The sequence below is a fragment of the Streptomyces sp. NPDC055749 genome, assembly GCF_053617235.1.
The window spans coordinates 35147-48673 of sequence record NZ_JBSHFH010000044.1 but is presented as its reverse complement, the minus strand read 5'-3'; the positions used below and the strand labels follow the sequence as shown (position 1 = coordinate 48673).

Genomic DNA, 13527 nt, shown 5'->3' with positions numbered 1-13527 from the left:
AGTAAAGACATGCCCCCCAAGGGTCGTCAGGGCGCAGCCAAGAAGGTGCGTCGCAAGGAAAAGAAGAACGTCGCTCACGGCCACGCGCACATCAAGAGCACGTTCAACAACACCATCGTCTCGATCACGGACCCCTCGGGCAACGTGATCTCCTGGGCCTCCGCCGGCCACGTCGGCTTCAAGGGCTCGCGCAAGTCCACCCCCTTCGCCGCGCAGATGGCCGCCGAGTCGGCCGCCCGCCGCGCGCAGGAGCACGGCATGCGCAAGGTTGACGTCTTCGTCAAGGGTCCGGGCTCCGGCCGCGAGACCGCGATCCGCTCCCTCCAGGCCACGGGCCTCGAGGTCGGTTCGATCCAGGACGTCACCCCGACGCCGCACAACGGCTGCCGCCCGCCGAAGCGTCGTCGCGTCTGACGCACGACGGCCGGTAACGGTTGTTGCGTTTCTTTCGGGTCCGGGCGGTATGTCTCTTCGGAGGCGTACCGCCCGTACCCTTGTTCTATCTGTCGGGCATCAAATAGTGGGTGCCCACGACTGAAGGATTCTTCTCATGCTGATCGCTCAGCGTCCGTCGCTGACCGAAGAGGTCGTCGACGAGTTCCGCTCCCGGTTCGTGATCGAGCCGCTGGAGCCGGGCTTCGGTTACACCCTCGGCAACTCCCTGCGCCGTACTCTTCTCTCCTCGATCCCGGGTGCGGCTGTCACGTCCATCCGCATCGACGGTGTCCTGCACGAGTTCACCACCGTGCCGGGCGTGAAGGAAGACGTCACCGACCTCATCCTCAACATCAAGCAGCTGGTCGTCTCCAGCGAGCACGACGAGCCCGTCGTGATGTACCTGCGCAAGCAGGGTCCGGGCCTCGTGACCGCCGCTGACATCGCCCCGCCGGCCGGTGTCGAGGTCCACAACCCGGACCTGGTCCTGGCCACGCTGAACGGCAAGGGCAAGCTGGAGATGGAGCTGACCGTCGAGCGCGGTCGCGGCTACGTCTCCGCCGTCCAGAACAAGCAGGTGGGCCAGGAGATCGGCCGGATTCCGGTCGACTCCATCTACTCCCCGGTGCTCAAGGTCACGTACAAGGTCGAGGCGACCCGTGTCGAGCAGCGCACCGACTTCGACAAGCTGATCGTCGACGTCGAGACCAAGCAGGCCATGCGTCCCCGTGACGCCATGGCGTCGGCCGGTAAGACCCTGGTCGAGCTGTTCGGTCTGGCGCGCGAGCTCAACATCGACGCCGAGGGCATCGACATGGGCCCGTCGCCGACGGACGCGGCGCTGGCCGCCGATCTCGCCCTGCCGATCGAGGAGCTCGAGCTCACCGTTCGGTCGTACAACTGCCTCAAGCGCGAGGGCATCCACTCCGTGGGTGAGCTCGTGGCCCGCTCCGAGGCGGACCTGCTCGACATCCGCAACTTCGGTGCGAAGTCGATCGACGAGGTCAAGGCGAAGCTGGCCGGTATGGGCCTCGCGCTGAAGGACTCGCCTCCCGGCTTCGACCCGACCGCCGCCGCCGACGCGTTCGGCGCGGACGACGACGCGGACGCCGGTTTCGTGGAGACCGAGCAGTACTAGAACGCCCTCCGGTTCGGGGTGCCCTGGGTTTTCGGGTGCCCCGGGCCGGGGTGAGTCACCTGAATACTTCCGCGGGGCAGCCGCCTCGCGGGAACTGACACCGGTACCTGATACGGCCGGTGCAGCACACAAGGAGAAAAACCATGCCTCAGCCCGCCAAGGGTGCCCGTCTGGGCGGCAGCGCTGCGCACGAGAAGCTTCTTCTCATCAACCTCGCGAAGTCGCTGTTCGAGCACGGCCGCATCACGACGACCGAGGCCAAGGCCCGCCGCCTGCGTCCGGTCGCCGAGCGTTTCATCACCAAGGCGAAGAAGGGCGACATCCACAACCGTCGCCTGGTGCTGCAGTCGATCACGGACAAGGGCATCGTTCACACGCTCTTCACCGAGATCGCCCCGCGGTACGAGAACCGCCCCGGTGGTTACACCCGTATCACCAAGATCGGCAACCGTCGTGGCGACAACGCCCCGATGGCGGTCATCGAGCTGGTCGAGGCGCTGACCGTGGCGCAGCAGGCCACCGGTGAGGCCGAGGCCGCGACGAAGCGTGCGGTCAAGGAAGACTCCCTCAAGAAGGACGAGGCCCCGGCCGAGTCCGTCGAGGACGCCAAGCCGGCCGCCGAGGCCGACGCGGAGTCCAAGGACGCCTGAGCGTTCTGAGACCACTGGACGGGCCCGCATCTCCCTTCGGGGCGGTGCGGGCCCGTTCTGCATTGAGAGGATGCGCGGGTGAGTGACGTGGTGGACCCCGGGTTCGTACGGGTGCGGCTGGACCTTTCGTACGACGGGAAGGACTTCTCCGGCTGGGCGAAGCAGACCAGCAGGCGGACCGTGCAGGGGGAGATCGAGGATGCGCTGAGGACGGTGACACGGTCCTCGCGTACGTACGACCTGACCGTTGCCGGGCGTACCGATGCCGGGGTGCACGCGCGGGGGCAGGTCGCGCACGTCGATCTGCCGGCCGAGGTGTGGGCGGAGCACGAGGAGAAGCTGCTGCGGCGCATGGCCGGGCGGATGCCGCAGGATGTGCGGATCTGGCGGGCCGCCGAGGCGCCTGCCGGGTTCAACGCGCGGTTCTCCGCGCTGTGGCGGCGTTACGCGTACCGGGTCGCGGACCGGCCCGGTGGTGTCGATCCGCTGGTGCGGGGTCATGTGCTGTGGCACGACCGGCCGTTGGACCTGGACGCGATGAACGAGGCGGCTGCGCCGATGGCCGGGGAGCACGACTTCGCCGCGTACTGCAAGAAGCGCGAGGGTGCGACGACCATCCGTACGCTGCAGAAGCTCAACTGGGTACGGGACGAGGCGTCCGGTGTCCTCACGGCGACCGTGCAGGCCGACGCGTTCTGCCACAACATGGTGCGGGCGCTGATCGGTGCGGCGTTGTTCGTGGGGGACGGGCGGCGGCCTGCCGAGTGGCCCGCGCAGGTGCTGGCGGCGCGGGTGCGGGATCCCGGGGTGCATGTGGTCCGGCCGCACGGGTTGACGCTGGAGGAAGTGGCCTATCCGGCCGACGAGTTGCTGGCGGCACGGGCCGTGGAGGCGCGGAACGTACGGACGTTGCCCGGGGGCGGGTGCTGCTGAGCCCCCGGGCGGTGCGTCAGCTCGCGGGCAGGCCGGCCGCGGCCGATGCCTGGACCTCGCCGCGGTGGTGGATCTGACGGAACGTGAAGTTCGTCAGATCGTCGCCGACCTTGAACACGTTGGTGTCGGCCTTGGTGACGTTCTTGCCGTTCGTGAAGCCGCCCACGGTGAAGTAGGCGTAGCGGCCGTAGGAGTTGGCTGTGCGGCGGCAGACCGTTCCGCCACGGCAGAAGGTGGATACGCCCGCGCCGTCGAGCGAGGCGATGCCGCCGGATGCCTGCTGCGCGGCCTTCTTGGCCTGGGCCTCGGTCCTGAAGACCGCGAGGCCGACCGTCACGGCCACGCCGTCCTTGCGGTAGGTGGCGCGGATGACCTGCTCGCAGCGGTTGTTGGCGAGGATCGAGCCGAGTGCGCCCTGCGTGGTCGCGGCGCAGTTGCGGGTCTGGGCCGTCGCGCCCTTGGTGTGTACGCGGTCGCCCATGGTCAGGCGCTTGCCGGGGAAGAAGGCGTCGGCGGTGATCGGCGCCTTGTCCTTCTTCGCGTCGGAGATGTACTCCTTCGGGTCCGGCGGGGGCGGCGGTGCGACCGAGGAGAAGGAGGGCTCGGGTGCGGAGGACTCCGACGGCAGCTCGGCGGGGGCGGGCAGCTCGCTCGCGTTCTTCTCCGACCGGCCCGGTCCTTCGTCGCCGTTGGCCGTGATCACGGCCGTGGCCACGATCGCGGCGACCGCCGCGGTGGCCAGCGCGCCGCCGCCGATCATCAGCCACTTCTTGCGCCGGCCGCGCGCGGCGGATTCCTCCGCCAGCGCCGCCCAGTCCGGAGTCTGATTGCCCCCGGGCCCCCAGGAGGGCCCCCCTTGCCCAAAGCTCATGCCGCGAATCTTAGACCGACCGGCACGTGGGGGGTGGAAGAAGGTGCGTGCCCAGCCCCGCGACGCCGCCCCCCACGTGCCGGTCGGTCCAAGCCTGAGTAATCCGGTTGGGCCAGGGGTTCGCGGGCCGTGACAATGCTGTGCATGGGACATCTTGAAGCAGGCCATCTGGAGTACTACCTACCGGACGGGCGGGTGCTGCTCGGCGATGCTTCGTTCCGGGTCGCCGACGGCGCCGTCGTCGCTCTCGTCGGGGCGAACGGTGCGGGCAAGACGACGCTGCTGCGGCTGCTGGCCGGTGAGCTCCAGCCGCACGGCGGTTCGGTGTCGGTGAGCGGCGGGCTCGGCGTGATGGCCCAGTTCGTGGGGTCGGTGCGGGACGAGCGGACCGTGCGGGATCTGCTGGTGTCCGTGGCCCAGCCGCGTATCCGGGAGGCCGCGAGGGCGGTGGACGCGGCCGAGGCGCTGATCCTGACCGTCGACGACGAGGCCGCGCAGATGAAGTACGCGCAGGCCCTGAGCGACTGGGCCGAGGCGCGGGGGTACGAGGCCGAGACCGTCTGGGACATGTGCACCATGGCCGCGCTCGGTGTCCCGTACGAGAAGGCGCAGTGGCGGGAGGTGCGCACGCTCAGCGGTGGTGAGCAGAAGCGGCTCGTGCTGGAGGCGCTGCTCCGGGGGCCCGACGAGGTGCTGCTGCTGGACGAGCCGGACAACTATCTGGACGTGCCGGGCAAGCGGTGGCTGGAGGGGAAGCTGAAGGAGACCCGCAAGACGGTGCTCTTCGTCTCCCACGACCGGGAGCTGCTTTCGCGGGCCGCGGAGAAGATCGTGAGCGTGGAGCCCAGCCCCGCGGGGTCGGATGTCTGGGTGCACGGCGGCGGATTCGCCACGTACCACGCGGCGCGCAAGGAGCGGTTCGCGCGCTTCGAGGAGCTTCTGCGGCGCTGGGAGGAGGAGCACGCCCGGCTGAAGGCCCTGGTCCTGCGGATGCGGCAGCAGGCGGCGAACAGCCCCGACATGGCCAACCGCTACCACGCGATGCAGACCCGCTTCAAGAAGTTCGAGGAGGCGGGCCCGCCGCCGGAGCCGCCGCGCGAGCAGGACATCAAGATGCGGCTGCGCGGCGGGAGGACCGGGGTGCGGGCGGTGACCTGCAAGAACCTGGAGCTGACCGGTCTGATGAAGCCGTTCGACCTGGAGATCTTCTACGGGGAGCGGGTTGCCGTCCTCGGATCCAACGGCTCGGGGAAGTCGCACTTCCTGCGGCTGCTGGCCGGCGATACGTCGGTGGCGCACACGGGGGAGTGGAAGCTGGGGGCGCGGGTCGTGCCGGGGCACTTCGCGCAGACGCACGCGCATCCGGAGCTGCTGGGGCACACGCTGGTCGAGATTCTCTGGACCGAGCATGCCAAGGACCGCGGCGGGGCGATGTCCGTACTGCGGCGCTACGAGATGGAGCGGCAGGGCGACCAGCCCTTCGAGAAGCTGTCCGGCGGGCAGCAGGCGCGCTTCCAGATCCTGCTGCTGGAGCTGGCGGGGACGACCGCCCTGCTGCTGGACGAGCCGACGGACAACCTGGACCTGGAGTCGGCGGAGGCCCTGCAGGACGGGCTTGAGGTGTACGACGGGACGGTGATGGCCGTCACACACGACCGGTGGTTCGCGAAGTCCTTCGACCGGTATCTGGTATTCGGTTCCGACGGGGTGGTGCGGGAGACGACCGAGCCGGTGTGGGACGAGCGCCGGGTCGAGCGGCAGAGGTAGGGCCGGCGCGTTTTGACCCGTCCGGGGCGCGGCGGGTAGTGTCGGAGTTTGTTATGCGTATCGGCTTCGTCGTTTTCACGCGAAGGACCCTTACGTAAGTTCTCTGGAGCAGTTACCAGTGGCTCGCATACGGGCGGTGTTCCCGGCACTGTGAGCCCCAGCTGCATGATCGCTTCAGAGGTGTCGTGTGTCTGGACCCCATCCACTGAAGAAGCGAAGGCTACGAAGTGCGTACGTACAGCCCCAAGCCCGGCGATGTCACTCGCCAGTGGCACATCATTGACGCCGAGGACATCGTCCTGGGCCGTCTCGCCACCACGGCTGCGAACCTTCTTCGCGGCAAGCACAAGGCGATCTACGCCCCCCACATGGACATGGGCGACTTCGTCATCATCATCAACGCCGAGAAGGTTCACCTTTCCGGCAACAAGAAGACCCAGAAGATGGCGTACCGCCACTCCGGCTTCCCGGGCGGTCTCCGCTCCGTGCGTTACGACGAGCTGCTCTCGAAGAACCCGGAGAAGGCCGTCGAGAAGGCCATCAAGGGCATGATCCCCAAGAACACCCTGGGCCGCCAGATGATCTCGAAGCTCAAGGTCTACGCCGGTGACCAGCACCCGCACGCTGCGCAGCAGCCGGTCCCGTTCGAGATCACCCAGGTCGCGCAGTAGTTCCGGCCTCCCCCCAAAGACGTAAAGAAAGATCTGAGGAGAATCGTGGCCGAGACCACTGTTGAGACGCCCGTCGAGGGCACCGAGGGCGAAGAGACCTTCGCCGAGGTGACCACCTTCGAGTCGGAGGTCCCCGTCGAGGGTGAGTACACCTCCGAGTCGCTCGCAGGCCGCTTCGGCGACCCGCAGCCCGCGGCCGGCCTGGGCCGTCGCAAGAACGCCATCGCCCGCGTCCGGATCATCCCGGGCACCGGCAAGTGGAAGATCAACGGTCGCACCCTTGAGGACTACTTCCCCAACAAGGTGCACCAGCAGGAAGTCAACGAGCCCTTCAAGGTGCTCGAGCTCGACGGCCGTTACGACGTCATCGCCCGCATCTCGGGTGGCGGCGTCTCCGGTCAGGCCGGCGCCCTGCGCCTCGGCGTGGCCCGCTCGCTCAACGAGGCGGACGTGGACAACAACCGCGCCACGCTGAAGAAGGCCGGCTTCCTCTGCCGTGACGACCGTGCGGTCGAGCGCAAGAAGGCCGGTCTCAAGAAGGCCCGTAAGGCCCCGCAGTACAGCAAGCGCTAAATCGCCTGCTCGTCTGCATTACACGTTCGCCCCGGCGGCACATTTCGTGCCGCTGGGGCGTTCGTTTATAGGCCCTCGCGGGCGTATAACGGCATTAGACGTTCATAGGCCGAGGGTCGGGCCCTGTCGCGCGGTGTTCGCGGCAGCATGCCCTGGCCGGCCCTGTTTTTGCATTTCTTGGGTTAGTGGTTTCGGAGCAATCTCGGAGGACACCAGTGGGACGACTCTTCGGCACGGACGGCGTACGCGGCGTCGCCAACGCGGATCTGACGGCCGAGCTCGCGCTCGGTCTGTCGGTCGCGGCGGCGCACGTACTCGCCGAGGCGGGGACCTTCGAGGGGCATCGGCCGAAGGCCGTGGTGGGTCGTGACCCGCGCGCGTCCGGAGAGTTCCTGGAGGCCGCTGTCGTGGCGGGCCTCGCGAGCGCGGGCGTGGACGTTCTGCGGGTGGGCGTGCTGCCCACGCCTGCCGTGGCGTACCTCACCGGCGCACTCGGCGCCGATATCGGCGTGATGCTGTCCGCCAGTCACAACGCGATGCCGGACAACGGTGTCAAGTTCTTCGCCCGCGGCGGCCACAAGCTCGCCGACGAGCTGGAGGACCGGATCGAGACGGTCTACGAGCAGCACCGCACCGGCGCGCCGTGGGCGCGCCCGACGGGTGCCGGGGTGGGCCGGGTCAGTGACTTCGCCGAGGGCTTCGACCGGTACGTGGCCCATCTCATCGCCGTACTTCCCAACCGGCTCGACGGGCTGAAGGTCGTCCTCGACGAGGCGCACGGTGCCGCCGCCCGGGTCTCGCCCGAGGCGTTCGCGCGGGCCGGTGCCGAGGTCGTCACCATCGGTGCCGACCCGGACGGTCTGAACATCAACGACGGCTGCGGCTCCACCCACCTGGGTCTGCTGCGCGCCGCCGTCGTCGAGCACGGCGCCGACCTCGGTATCGCGCACGACGGCGACGCCGACCGCTGCCTGGCCGTGGACGCGGCGGGCGAGGAGATCGACGGCGACCAGATCCTGGCCGTGCTCGCCCTCTCCATGCGGGAGGCCGGACAGCTGCGCAAGGACACCGTCGTCGGCACGGTCATGTCGAATCTCGGCTTCAAGATCGCGATGGAGCGGGAGGGCATCGAGCTCGTCCAGACCGCCGTCGGGGACCGTTACGTCCTGGAGTCGATGAAGGCAGAGGGCTTCGCGCTGGGCGGCGAGCAGTCCGGCCACGTCATCGTCCTCGACCACGCCACGACCGGCGACGGCACGCTGACCGGCCTGATGCTGGCGGCCCGCGTCGCCGCCACCGGCCGTACGCTCGCCGATCTGGCCGGTGTCATGCAGCGCCTGCCGCAGGTGCTCATCAACGTGCCCGACGTCGACAAGTCCCGGGTGAGCACCTCGCCCGAGCTGGCCACCGCGGTCGCGGAGGCCGAGCGGGAGCTGGGTGCCACCGGGCGCGTACTGCTGCGTCAGTCGGGCACCGAGCCGCTCGTACGGGTCATGGTCGAGGCCGCCGACATCGAGCAGGCGCGGTCCGTGGCCGGCCGGCTGGCCGACGTGGTGAAGTCCGCCCTGGGGTGACCCGCTGTCACATGCCGCCGGACGGAGCCGTTTTCGGGGCCGTCCGGCGGCGGTGGGCGGCCCACAGGCCCTTCTGGACCAGCAGGGTCAGGGTGCCCGCGAGGACGATGCCACCGAGGTTGGCCAGGAGCTGACCGGTGGAGCCCCACATCTGGGCGTAGTCCGTGTAGCTGAAGGCCACCGCGGCGTTGGCCGCCGCGGGCACCGTCGTCACCGAGATCGCCACGCCGATCAGCGCGCCGGACTTCGCCGAGGTGAGGGAGAGCGTCCCGGCGATGCCCGCCAGGAACGCCACGACGAACGACATCCAGTCCGGCTTCCAGATGAATGCCGTGTTAGGCCGGTCCGCCTCGACCATCGAGCGCGTGAAGAGGCCGAAGGCGTCCAGCATCCACGCGAAGCCGGCGGTCACGACCATCGCCACCGCGAAGCCGCCGATCAGTGCCCACAGGGACCGGCCCACCAGGCGCGGTGCGCGCTGCACCAGCGCCGTGGAGATTCCGGCCAGGGGGCCGAACTCCGGGCCGACCGCCATCGCGCCCACGATCAGGATCGCGTTGTCGAGCATCACACCGCAGGCGGCGAGCATCGTGGCGACGGCGAGGAACGCCAGGTACGTGACGCTGAGCGTCGACTCCTCGTGGGTGGCCTCCGTCAGCTCCTCCCACAGCACCGCGTCCGCGCCCTCGCCCGGCGCGTCCTCCTCCGCCTGATCGGCGTGCGCGGAGAGGGTCAGGTCCATGTTCTCGACGGTGATCGAGCCGGACTTGTCGATGCCGAGCCTGCGCAGCGCGCCGATCAGCTCGTCGCCCGCCTCGCGCGCCACATCGCAGAGCACCACGTCACCGGCCGGGCTGCGGGCCGCGCCGTCGAGCACGACGAGGTGGGTGCAGCCGACGGTCCGTTCCAGGAGACGCACCACCTCGCCCGAGCGGTCGGCGGGGACGATCAGGCGCAGATGCAGCACGGGCGGGCTCCCGGAGGGGTCAGAGTTTTCGCAGCGACAGGCGCTGGACCTTGTGGTCGGGTCCCTTGCGCAGCACCAGGGTGGCACGGCCCCGGGTGGGCGCGACATTCTCCAGCAGATTGGGCTTGTTGATGGTCCGCCACATCGTGCGCGCGTAGTCCATGGCCTCCTCCTCGGAGACCTGGGTGTACTTGCGGAAGTACGAGAACGGGTTCTGGAACGCCGTCTCGCGCAGCTTGCGGAAGCGGTTGAGGTACCAGGTCTCGATGTCCTCGGCGCGGGCGTCCACGTACACACTGAAGTCGAAGTAGTCGGCGAGGCCGACCCTGGTCCGGCCGTCCTTGCCGGGCATCGCGGGCTGGAGCACGTTCAGCCCCTCGACGATCAGGATGTCCGGGCGGCGCACGGTCAGCCGCTCGTCCGGCACGATGTCGTAGATCAGGTGCGAGTAGACCGGCGCCGTGACCTCGTCCTTGCCGGCCTTGATGTCGGCGACGAAGCGGGTCAGGGCCCTGCGGTCGTACGACTCGGGGAACCCCTTCCGCGACATCAGGCCGCGCGCCCGGAGCTCCTTCATCGGCAGCAGGAAGCCGTCCGTGGTCACGAGCTCGACCCGGGGGTGCTCGGGCCAGCGGGCCAGGAGCGCCTGGAGGATGCGGGCGCTGGTGGACTTGCCGACGGCGACACTGCCCGCGACCCCTATGACGAACGGGGTGCCGCGCTGCGCCCCGTGGCCGTTGCCCGCGTCGCCGAGGAAGGTGTTGAGGGCGCCGCGCAGGCCCGAGGTGGCCTGGACGTAGAGGTTGAGGAGCCGGGAGAGCGGCAGATAGACGTCGCGGACCTCGTCGAGGTCGATGACGTCGCCGAGGCCGCGCAGCTGCTCCACCTCGGCGGCCGAGAGCGGCAGCGGAGTCTTGTCGCGCAGGGCGCTCCACTCGGCGCGTGACAGGTCGACGTAGGGCGTCGGCGCGTGCTCGGTGCGACGGTGGGTGCTTCGTGGCGGCGAAGAGATCACGGGTTCATTGTTGCGGGAGTTTTAACTCAGTGGGGGGTGGGCTCGGTCACGTGGGGGAGGGGCCGGCCGGCCGGCCCCTCCCGGGACGTGTCAGCCTCCGCGTTTGGCGCGGACCCGGCGCAGGGCGATGAACAGGACCAGCGGCGGGATGATCACCAGCCAGATCAGGCTGATCGTGACCGGGTCGGGCTGTACGGAGTCCAGTTCCAGCACCGTCGCCATGGCGGAGATCAGTCCCCAGACGGTGACCGCGATTCCGCTGAGCCAGATGCCGACGGTCGTGGCCAGGCCGGCGCCCCTGCCCATCGGAGCGCCGGGACGGTTGCTCGGGGCGGACGGTGCGGGGATGCGCTGCGGATCGCGGGCCGGCATCCGGACGTGGGCGGCGGGCGGCACGGCCGCGTCGATCAGGGCCAGGCGCTGCGGTGTGAGGTCCGCGTAGAGGGTGGGTTCGGCCCTGACCTGGAAGCCGTCGAGGCCGGTGAGGTGGCGGGCGCCGTCGGGGAAGACGAGCAGGGCCGCGCACTCGTCGTACCGGACGGCGACCTGGCCGCCCGAGGTGGTCAGGGAGACCGCTTCGCGGGAGACGGTCAGCAGGACCGACTTGTCCTCCCGGGAGCGGTGCCGGGTGCCGGAGGTGGTGGAGCCCTCGGTGGACCACTGGGGGGCCTCGGTGAAGCCTGCCCATGCGGCGTCCCCCGAGGGGACCTGGAGCAGCGCCGTGGAGTGCAGTTCGCGGGCGACATCGCGCAGGTCGTCGACGGTGACGGCGGCGAGCTCGGCCCTGTGCTCGTCGGGGGTGAGGGTGCGATGGCCCGTCAGCAGACTCAGGGCGTACGAGGGCAGCCGGGCCGCTCCGACGTCGGGGGTGTCGTACTGCTTGAGGAACTTGGTGCGCGCCGAGTCGAGTTCGGACTGCTCGATACGGCCCGCGCGCAGCCGGGCCAGGACGTCGACGAAGCCGCCGACCACCGCGTCCTGCTTCTGGGGCAGGGCGTCGGCGTAGGCGGTGATGGTCGCGAAGTCGTTGTCGCGCGGGTTGTAGTCGCTGTCGGCGATGTAGGAGTACCCGCCCTTCTGGCGCAGGTCCGCGTAGAGCGCGCGGCCGAGCACCTCCGCGAAGAGTGAGGCGGCGGTGGAGCGCCGGACGATGCCGTCCATGACGACGCCGCCGCGGTCGCCGTTGATGTACGCCGGCGTGACCGGGAGTGCGGAGGTCGGCGCGGGCAGCGGTTGCGGGGCGCCGGCCGGGAGGGTGAGGTCGAGCCCTTCGGGCAGGGTGTCCGTGGTCATCCACAGCACCGCGTTGTCGCGGGTGAAGCGGGTTCGGGCCCACTCGCGCACCGCTTCGGCGTCCAGGTGCCAGGTGCCGTACTCGGAGTGTCCGTTGAGGCCGTAGCCCTGGGCGCCGTACCGCCACAGCGGGAGCTGGTGGTTGGGGCCCTGGCTGCGGCCCGCCGATTCGGTGCGCAGGATCTCGCGCTCGGTCTCCAGCCGCTCCAGCGGCAGGTCGCGCAGCCCCTCGCAGACCCCGTTCAGGTAGGTGACCACTTCCTCGGGGGTGCCCGTGACGTGGAACAGGGTGAAGGTGGCGGCGGTGGCGCCGTTGTAGTGCAGGTCGGACACGCCGTGGCGGTGCAGGGCGAGGTGTTCGACGAGGTGGGTGATGCCGCTGGTGGCGAGGGTCTCGTCGGCGACGCCGACCCGGAAGAAGAGACCGGCCGTGACCGGTCCGGGGGCCGGGGCAAGCACCGTGCGTACGCCGTCGACGCGGGTCTCACGGATGTCCGGGTCGGGGACGGAGGCGGTGGCGGGAGCGGCGGTGCGCTCGGGGGATTCCTGGGACATCGGCTCAGCCCTTCGCCAGTGCGGATCTGCGGTGCTTGGTGAACTGGACGGCCGGGTCGCCGAAGTACTGCCAGGGCGACTCCGAGGCCTTGTTGCCGAGGGTGCGGAAGAACGGCGCGGCCTCGCGGTGGTGGCCGCCCATGCTCAGCGCCCCGGCGAACTCGTTGTGGTCGCCCACCCAGTGGAAGCCGGGCCGGTAGTCCGGATGCTGTACGGAGAGGGCGGCGGCGGCCAGGAGCTCGTCGCGGACCTCGGCCGACCTCAGGTAGTTGCTGTGCCCGTCCTCGGCATCGTCGAGCCAGTGCTCGAGGTGCGCCTCGGCGACGAGCCTGCCCGCGTGGCTGCCGGGCGGCGCCGACTCCAGGCACGCGCGCGCGAATCCGTGCGCCTCCTCCCAGCTGCCGCCCCACTTGGGGCAGAGCTGCTGGAGCAGCAGGATCTGTCCGTAGATGTGGTGCGGGTGATGCTCGGCGAGCCGGTCGTAACGCCGCTGCGCCTCGCTCTGCCCGAGCTGGAGCCCTCGCGCGGTGATCAGCCGGGTCGCCCAGGCCATGGCGTACGTGGGGTGCTCGGCGCACACGTCGATCAGCAGCTGCTCGGCGCGGCGAAGCCAGTCGTGGAACTGCCGGAACTGGTCGCGCGAGACGTCTTTGGCGCGGGCGGAGCTGCGGATGTCCCAGCCGGTGATGATGTAGCGCCCGGCGAGCAGGGTGCGGGCCAGTGCGGAGCCGGGCTGCTCGGCGACGACCTGTTCGAGGAACCTCTCGGAGGAACTGATGTCCGTGACGACGCCGGAGGCGACCGCCAGGTCGTCCTCGTGGTCGAGGAAGTCGAAGTACGCCTCCGTCGCCGCCCAGTCGTTGCTGAGCACGGCCGCCTTGAGGCCGGCGAGGGAGGGGATGTTGACGCACGGGTCGAATTCCGCGGGTATCGCGGGGGTGGTCTGAGACATGACTGTCCTCGGTGCGGACGCGACGCGGTGGGGCCCGTGCACGGTGTTCGCGCGCGGCGTGTCGACGAGGGGTGGAGTGGGGGTGGAGATCGAGACGGGAGGCTAGCAGCCCGCCTCGGTCCGCTGCCGCCCA

The 13527-nt window shown here is 69.8% G+C and carries 13 protein-coding genes; 8 read left to right on the top strand and 5 right to left on the bottom strand.

The features are described 5' to 3' along the window. The first annotated feature begins 9 nt into the window (after positions 1 to 9). From rpsK to truA, 4 genes are all read left to right on the top strand, one after another. On the top strand, positions 10 to 414 hold the full coding sequence (gene rpsK / locus ACWGO0_RS27695; protein WP_003956432.1) for a 30S ribosomal protein S11: 405 nt from the start codon (positions 10 to 12) through the stop codon (positions 412 to 414). Between the two features lie 136 nt (positions 415 to 550). Continuing rightward, positions 551 to 1573 (top strand): DNA-directed RNA polymerase subunit alpha, encoded by a 1023-nt coding sequence (locus tag ACWGO0_RS27690; RefSeq protein WP_003966937.1) that lies wholly within the window; start codon positions 551 to 553, stop codon positions 1571 to 1573. Between the two features lie 143 nt (positions 1574 to 1716). Then, positions 1717 to 2223 carry a 50S ribosomal protein L17 gene (gene rplQ / locus ACWGO0_RS27685; RefSeq protein ID WP_453540622.1) on the top strand — a complete coding sequence of 169 codons (507 nt, stop codon included), beginning with the start codon at positions 1717 to 1719 and terminating at the stop codon, positions 2221 to 2223. 78 nt (positions 2224 to 2301) lie between these two features. Next, on the top strand, positions 2302 to 3156 hold the full coding sequence (gene truA / locus ACWGO0_RS27680; RefSeq protein WP_453540619.1) for a tRNA pseudouridine(38-40) synthase TruA: 855 nt from the start codon (positions 2302 to 2304) through the stop codon (positions 3154 to 3156). Between the two features lie 16 nt (positions 3157 to 3172). Here the strand turns inward: truA and ACWGO0_RS27675 are convergent, their stop codons facing one another. After that, a complete protein-coding gene (locus tag ACWGO0_RS27675; RefSeq protein WP_453540616.1) occupies positions 3173 to 4027 on the bottom strand; it encodes a hypothetical protein in 855 nt (284 codons plus the stop codon). Between the two features lie 144 nt (positions 4028 to 4171). Between ACWGO0_RS27675 and ACWGO0_RS27670 the strand changes: the two genes are divergently transcribed. From ACWGO0_RS27670 to glmM, 4 genes are all read left to right on the top strand, one after another. Continuing rightward, positions 4172 to 5794 carry an ATP-binding cassette domain-containing protein gene (locus ACWGO0_RS27670; RefSeq protein WP_453540613.1) on the top strand — a complete coding sequence of 541 codons (1623 nt, stop codon included), beginning with the start codon at positions 4172 to 4174 and terminating at the stop codon, positions 5792 to 5794. A gap of 227 nt (positions 5795 to 6021) precedes the next feature. Then, positions 6022 to 6465, top strand: coding sequence for a 50S ribosomal protein L13 (gene rplM / locus ACWGO0_RS27665; RefSeq protein WP_031096418.1), 444 nt, complete (start codon positions 6022 to 6024; stop codon positions 6463 to 6465). A gap of 45 nt (positions 6466 to 6510) precedes the next feature. Further along, positions 6511 to 7038, top strand: coding sequence for a 30S ribosomal protein S9 (gene rpsI, locus ACWGO0_RS27660; protein WP_453540609.1), 528 nt, complete (start codon positions 6511 to 6513; stop codon positions 7036 to 7038). Between the two features lie 215 nt (positions 7039 to 7253). After that, positions 7254 to 8612, top strand: coding sequence for a phosphoglucosamine mutase (gene glmM, locus ACWGO0_RS27655; protein ID WP_453540606.1), 1359 nt, complete (start codon positions 7254 to 7256; stop codon positions 8610 to 8612). A gap of 7 nt (positions 8613 to 8619) precedes the next feature. Here glmM and ACWGO0_RS27650 read toward each other — a convergent pair whose 3' ends face one another. From ACWGO0_RS27650 to ACWGO0_RS27635, 4 genes are all read right to left on the bottom strand, one after another. Continuing rightward, on the bottom strand, positions 8620 to 9579 hold the full coding sequence (locus ACWGO0_RS27650) for a DUF389 domain-containing protein (RefSeq protein WP_453540603.1): 960 nt from the start codon (positions 9577 to 9579) through the stop codon (positions 8620 to 8622). A gap of 19 nt (positions 9580 to 9598) precedes the next feature. After that, complete coding sequence (gene coaA, locus ACWGO0_RS27645; protein WP_453540600.1) at positions 9599 to 10594, bottom strand: type I pantothenate kinase; 996 nt, start codon at positions 10592 to 10594, stop codon at positions 9599 to 9601. A gap of 90 nt (positions 10595 to 10684) precedes the next feature. Then, the gene (locus tag ACWGO0_RS27640) at positions 10685 to 12442 is read right to left on the bottom strand and encodes a M16 family metallopeptidase (RefSeq protein WP_453540597.1); all 1758 of its coding nucleotides are present in this window, start codon (positions 12440 to 12442) and stop codon (positions 10685 to 10687) included. A gap of 4 nt (positions 12443 to 12446) precedes the next feature. After that, positions 12447 to 13394, bottom strand: coding sequence for a hypothetical protein (locus ACWGO0_RS27635; RefSeq protein WP_453540594.1), 948 nt, complete (start codon positions 13392 to 13394; stop codon positions 12447 to 12449). Between the last annotated feature and the right edge of the window lie 133 nt (positions 13395 to 13527).

Coding starts and splice junctions, on each gene's coding strand:
- ACWGO0_RS27635 (WP_453540594.1), bottom strand. CDS start 13,394: ATGTCTCAGACCACCCCCGCGATACCCGCGGAATTCGACCCGTGCGTC.
- ACWGO0_RS27675 (WP_453540616.1), bottom strand. CDS start 4,027: ATGAGCTTTGGGCAAGGGGGGCCCTCCTGGGGGCCCGGGGGCAATCAG.
- ACWGO0_RS27670 (WP_453540613.1), top strand. CDS start 4,172: ATGGGACATCTTGAAGCAGGCCATCTGGAGTACTACCTACCGGACGGG.
- rplQ (WP_453540622.1), top strand. CDS start 1,717: ATGCCTCAGCCCGCCAAGGGTGCCCGTCTGGGCGGCAGCGCTGCGCAC.
- ACWGO0_RS27690 (WP_003966937.1), top strand. CDS start 551: ATGCTGATCGCTCAGCGTCCGTCGCTGACCGAAGAGGTCGTCGACGAG.
- ACWGO0_RS27640 (WP_453540597.1), bottom strand. CDS start 12,442: ATGTCCCAGGAATCCCCCGAGCGCACCGCCGCTCCCGCCACCGCCTCC.
- rpsK (WP_003956432.1), top strand. CDS start 10: ATGCCCCCCAAGGGTCGTCAGGGCGCAGCCAAGAAGGTGCGTCGCAAG.